Origin of the sequence: Pseudomonas agarici (assembly GCF_900109755.1) — a bacterium.
Classification (GTDB): domain Bacteria; phylum Pseudomonadota; class Gammaproteobacteria; order Pseudomonadales; family Pseudomonadaceae; genus Aquipseudomonas; species Aquipseudomonas agarici.
Genome location: NZ_FOAR01000052.1, coordinates 1 through 4,269, shown reverse-complemented (window position 1 = coordinate 4,269; position 4,269 = coordinate 1). Strand labels below are relative to the sequence as shown.

General features: G+C 54.5%; 3 protein-coding genes, 1 rRNA gene and 2 pseudogenes. 3 read left to right on the top strand and 3 right to left on the bottom strand.

Translation table 11 applies throughout. The annotated features are described in order from the left end of the window. Positions 1–185 precede the first annotated feature (185 nt). The 3 genes and pseudogenes from rrf to tnpC all read left to right on the top strand — a co-directional run. Positions 186–301, top strand: a 5S ribosomal RNA gene (gene rrf, locus BMX68_RS24780). Between the two features lie 450 nt (positions 302–751). Beyond that, positions 752–934 carry an IS66 family insertion sequence element accessory protein TnpB gene (gene tnpB, locus BMX68_RS24770; protein WP_017129785.1) on the top strand — a complete coding sequence of 61 codons (183 nt, stop codon included), beginning with the start codon at positions 752–754 and terminating at the stop codon, positions 932–934. Next, positions 935–1,987, top strand: a pseudogene (gene tnpC, locus BMX68_RS24765) (IS66 family transposase); the annotation flags it as partial. Between the two features lie 10 nt (positions 1,988–1,997). Here the strand turns inward: tnpC and BMX68_RS24760 are convergent. The 3 genes and pseudogenes from BMX68_RS24760 to BMX68_RS24745 all read right to left on the bottom strand — a co-directional run bounded on the left by BMX68_RS24760 (position 1,998) and on the right by BMX68_RS24745 (position 3,837). After that, the gene (locus BMX68_RS24760) at positions 1,998–2,363 is read right to left on the bottom strand and encodes a hypothetical protein (protein WP_026012947.1); all 366 of its coding nucleotides are present in this window, start codon (positions 2,361–2,363) and stop codon (positions 1,998–2,000) included. Then, positions 2,360–3,339 (bottom strand): annotated as a pseudogene (locus tag BMX68_RS25770) (hypothetical protein). Before BMX68_RS25770 ends, BMX68_RS24760 begins: the two are co-directional and overlap by 4 nt. 9 nt (positions 3,340–3,348) lie before the next feature. Beyond that, a complete protein-coding gene (locus BMX68_RS24745; RefSeq protein WP_017129789.1) occupies positions 3,349–3,837 on the bottom strand; it encodes an Hcp family type VI secretion system effector in 489 nt (162 codons plus the stop codon). Between the last annotated feature and the right edge of the window lie 432 nt (positions 3,838–4,269).

Genomic DNA, 4,269 nt, shown 5'->3' with positions numbered 1-4,269 from the left:
CCCGTGAGGCTTGACCCTATAACACCCAAGCAATTTGTGAACTTGAGCCTGAGGGCCAGAGAGCAGATTGCGGGGTGTGAAGACGAAACGAACCGAAAGTTTGTGCTGATTCGCATCGAAAATACCTGATCACATACCCGATTTGCTGAAGCGCGGCCGATGGCCACGACTCGGTACCCGAATTTCTTGACGACCATAGAGCATTGGAACCACCTGATCCCATCCCGAACTCAGCAGTGAAACGATGCATCGCCGATGGTAGTGTGGGGTTTCCCCATGTGAGAGTAGGTCATCGTCAAGATTGAATTCCGAAACCCCTATCTGCTCAGCAGGTAGGGGTTTTGTTTTTTGCGTCGTGTGCGCCATCAATGCATACCGTAAGCGTCCGGCCAAGTCATCTACCCAGTCCCGCAAAGCCAAGACATGGTGTCCACTTAAATTGATCTGACCCCGAAAAGTTGGACGCCTTCTATGCCCGCCGTGCTTGAGTCCTGTATTCCACAGGACTTAGGCCACTCAGCCATAACCTCAACGCAAACCTCGTCCACAAATGGATTCGGCTGCAATCGCAGAAAAGCACAACGCTGCAACCTGCATTTATTCCGTTACCCGTGCCGCTGGCCGGGACAAGCTTGCACTCAGCATCATCGAATATCTGCGTTGAAATACAGCACCCGCGCGGCACCGTCACAGTGAACTGGCCCACTGAAAATGCTGCTGCCTGCGCGACCTTTCTTCGAGACCTTCTGCGATGATTCGCATCGACTCCATCTGGCTCGCCACCGAGCCGATGGATATGCGCGCCGGTACCGACACGGCGTTAGCCCGGGTGATTGCGGTGTTCGGTGCGGCGCAGCCGCACTGTGCTTATCTGTTCGACAACCGCCGCGCCAATCGCATGAAAGTGCTGGTGCATGACGGCTTCGGAAAATAGGTCTGCGATGACTGCGAAACGCTGACCCAGGCACCCGTTCAGGCGCAGGTTATTGATAAGGGCATTCCGACTGCGGGCCTGCTGGCCCACGTCATGATCGCCAAGTTTGCCGACCATCTGCCGCTTTACCGTCAGGAATCGATCTTCGGTCGAGCGGGCTTGGCGATTCCACGCTCAACCTTGGCTCAATGGGTGGGCGTGACTGGGGTTCAGTTGCAGCCGCTGGCTGATGCGCTGCGCGACGTGGTGCGCGGGCAGCAGGTTATTCACGCCGATGAGACACCTGTGCAAATGCTCATGCCGGGAACTAAGAAAACCCACCGTTCTTATGTTTGGGCCTACGCCACCAGCCAGTTCTCGGACGTGGCAGCGGTGGTTTACGACTTCAGCCCTAGCCGCGCTGGAGAGCACGCTCGCAACTTCCTGAATGACTGGAAGGGCAAGCTGGTCTGCGATGATTTTGGCGGTTACAAAGCCAGCTTCGAACTAGGCGTGACCGAGATTGGGTGCATGGCTCATGCGCGGCGTAAGTTCTTTGAACTGCACGCTACCAATAAAAGTACGCTCGCCGAGCAAGCCCTGCGCTATATACAGCGGTTGTACGAAATCGAGTGCGAAGTCAGCGACCTGGAGCCGGATTTACGGCGCCGAATACGGCAAGAAAAAGCCGTGCCGGTGATGGATAGGCTGCATGCCTGGATGCTCGCCCAACGTGATCTTGTGCTCGAAGGTTCAGCGATCAGCAGAGCGCTCGATTACAGCCTGAAACGCTGGGCAGCGCTGTCGCGCTACCTTGATGACGGGGCCGTGCCCATTGACAACAATTGGGCCGAGAACCAGATCCGGCCTTGGGCGCTTGGACGCAAGAACTGGCTCTTCGCAGGGTCGTTGCGCAGCGGGAAAAGGGCGGCGGCGATCATGAGTTTGATCCAGTCTGCACGGCTGAATGGGCATGATCCGTATGCTTATCTCAAAGATGTGCTGACGCGGCTGCCTACGCAGCAGGCGAGAGAGATTGACCGGTTGCTTCCGCATCAGTGGATGCCAGCCTGACTCATAAGATTCAGGGCTGTACATAATTGAATATGGCCAGCGCAGCGAGCAAAAGGATGTGGATGCCTAACAGACTCACCAGCAGCCGTCTCATGCGCGGCGGGAAGCGTTTAACTTCATCGAAATCAATTAACTTCCTGCGCACAAAGATCTTCGGTACAGCCAGCACCATTGAGATCAACCCGGTGCGCATGACCTTGCCCAACAAACCTGCATGTTGAAATGTATTTTTATTGCCGGTCACGAAGATGCAATTCGTAAGAAACGACTCAAAGCGCTCAGTGTATTTATGTGCAATGTAGCACTGTACGACCATAGCCAGCATCATGGGTGCAATGATCAGCAACGCGATCAATCCAGGGGCAACTTCATTCACTCCGATACCTCACCATACAAAAAGTCACCCAGCATCTCGCCTGTCTTGCTCCCGAAATCACCGAAGAGCTTACCGCCCACTGCACCGCCGACGACAGCACAAGCTAGTGCTCCGGGGCCGCTTGTACTGACCCCCAGAACTACGGCACAAACAGCAGTCCCAGCCATACCGCCCACATACCCCCCGGCGCTGCCGCCCGCCAAGCTCCCCATCAATGTCGAACTTTCGACATATTTGGCGCGGCGGCATTGTTCCTCCCGGCCCAACGTGCAGGCTTTATGAATCGACAAGCCTGTGGACGCCACATCCAGCGCAGTACCAATATAAGTGCCTTTCTTGATTAGATTCGACGCTCTGGCAACGCCAGACACTTTGTCGGCATAGCCGGCGATCTCTCCTGTATGGAGGTAGCTGCGGGTCGAGATACCCAATGCCTGCTTGATCTTTCCCTGGTTACGTAACCCTGAGCCATACGCGGCAACGTTCCCCAACTGCTTTTCGAGCTTTATGAACAAAGCGGTGCGCTTGGCGTAAAACGTGTCGCGGGCACTCTCAGGGTGCCAGAGCCGAGGTAATCGCGGTGTAGTTTCTCGATCTCCTCAAGTGTGACCTTGATATTTCCCAGGTGCTTGCTCCACCCATCACTGGCTGCACCCGCTCCGATTGAGGCATTGGCCAGTACGCTCTGCAGCAAGTCGAAGTGTTCCAGGAAAAAATCATCCCCCTCCACCCAGCTGGTTAGCAGATCTCTATGCACCTGAGCAGCATTGGCCATCAAGAACGCTTCTTGGCTGGTGCAAGATGGCGTACTGGCGTCGCCCACAATAACAAGCTCCCCGGCCATGACCACACTGGTGGCAATATGCGTATTCAAGACATCAAATTTGCCTTGGGCATACCCGGACACCGGTGTGCTAGCTTTCAACGACTGGTACGACTGAGTTCTTGGGTTGATAAAGCTGCGTGCTTCAGACATTGCTTTTTCTCACGCGTACTTCTTATTGTTGATCCGATCCCAGCCCCCTGTCACATTCCCGCCACCGCTACCATCGGAACGTTTTTGCCGGGTGTACGTGGTTTTGATACGCCCGTAATTCAACTGAATGACTTCGATGGGAACGCCCGAACTGGCGTTCTGTGAGTAGTCGGCAATGATCACCTCCTCCAATACAATTTCGTAGTACTTAAGCTTGTCCGTGCCTGCCCGACAAAGCACGAGCGTCACTTCCTTAAAATGTTGACCCGCACAGCTTGCTTCCAGCAGCTTGCAACTGGCGATGTCGAGAAACTTGGTGAAGGTAAAATTGGTCAGAGTCGTACGCCCTGAAGCTGCGCCGCCAGAAGAGCTTGCGGTGGCAGAGGTGCTTTGATTGATGCCGAAGTTGTAGCTTGTGGTCTCGATCCAGTTGGTGTACAGGTCATCCAGCGCTTCGCCAGCGATATCGTCAAATTGGATGAAGGCGTCGAAGGCCATGCTTACCTCTCCTTGGTAATAGTTGGGTTGAAACCTGGCGAATGGTTGTGACTGTTGCGTCACCAAAATGTTCCCTGATACAAAAGCGCCACCTCTACCGAATAAAGTCATGGGCATATGAGCTAGAGAGCTGGTTCTCCGCAGTCGGCTGTGCAAAGGCGAGCGCGCAGCCGCGATTATGAATTTGATTCAGCCTACCCATAACTTGTCCTTGTCAAGAATGTGCTGACAGGCTTGCTGGTAAGCGGGCGAGTGAAATTGAGGAGCGGATACAGCATCGCTGATAGGTGATATACGGCCAGGAGCAATTAACAAAACTATTGCGCGTCCGCCCTAATGTAAGGGGCCGGGGAACACACCTTCCGAGCCCGAGCAATAAGGACGATTGTGTCCGCGTATTTTTAAGCGGACGCAATTACCCTTAATGCCAGG

Bases quoted from the DNA above. Each gene is read 5' to 3' on its own strand.
- tnpB (WP_017129785.1), top strand. From the start codon at position 752: ATGATTCGCATCGACTCCATCTGGCTCGCCACCGAGCCGATGGATATG.
- BMX68_RS24745 (WP_017129789.1), bottom strand. From the start codon at position 3,837: ATGGCCTTCGACGCCTTCATCCAATTTGACGATATCGCTGGCGAAGCG.